The sequence below is a fragment of the Aminobacter sp. P4_D5 genome (genome assembly GCF_056401815.1).
In genome coordinates this window covers 1-836 of record NZ_JBFUIP010000539.1, presented here as the reverse complement: position 1 = coordinate 836, position 836 = coordinate 1, and the positions used below count along the sequence as shown (strand labels likewise).

1 protein-coding gene is annotated in these 836 nt (G+C 73.6%); it reads right to left on the bottom strand.

From position 1 onward, the window contains the following. Positions 1-110: 110 nt before the first annotated feature. The coding region (locus AC1DWF_RS33365) for an SDR family NAD(P)-dependent oxidoreductase (protein WP_476842784.1) at positions 111-836 on the bottom strand (726 nt) is incomplete at its 5' end.

Sequence of the window (836 nt, the reverse complement as noted above, 5' to 3'; positions counted from 1 at the left end):
GAGCTTGCCTTCGCGCCGCCACTGGGGCGCCAGAGACAAGGTTGGTCCGGGCGCGCCGCGCGCCTTGCGCGCGGGCGGTTGGGAGCGCGCCGCCGGGTTGGGCCGGGCGCCTAAAGTCTGAGGGTCGCGCCATGCTCCAGGCTCCCGGCCATGAGGTTGGCGATCGCCGCGCCCACCTCGTCCGGCTGCCGGATCGACCTGGGATCCTCGCCGGGGAAGGCCGCCCAGCGCAGGTTCGTCGCGACCGGGCCGGGATCGACGAGCGCGATGCGCATCGGCGTCTGCTCGGACTCTGCCGCCCAGCAGCGCACGAGATGCGCCTGCGCCGCCTTGGCCGCGGCATAGAGCCCGAAATAGGCCGTCGGCCGCTCGGCGTAGCTGTCGGTCAGCACGATGGCGCGCCCGCCCGCGGGAGCCACGCGCAACGCCGGATCGCAGGTGCGGATGAGCCGCCAGGTCGCCGTCGTGTTGACCGCGAGGCTCTCCTCCCAGTCGCGCGGCATGATGTGCGCGGCGGGCGTCAGCTTCGACAGGATGCCGGCCGCATGCACCAGCATGTCCAGCCGCCCGAAGCGCTCCACGATCGACGGGCCCAGCATGTCGAGCTGCTCGGCCTCGCGCACCATGTCGAGCGGCAGCAGCGTCGCCGTGCCGCCTGAAGCGCGGATCAGGTCGTCCGTCTCCTCGAGACCGCCCTGGCTGCGCGCCGTCAGCACGGGATGCGCGCCCATCGCCGCCAGCGCCAGGGCCGTGGCCCGGCCGATTCCCCGGCTGGCCCCCGTGACGAGCGCGACCTGTCCTGCCAGCAGTCCTGAATTCACGCGCGGGCCTTCAGC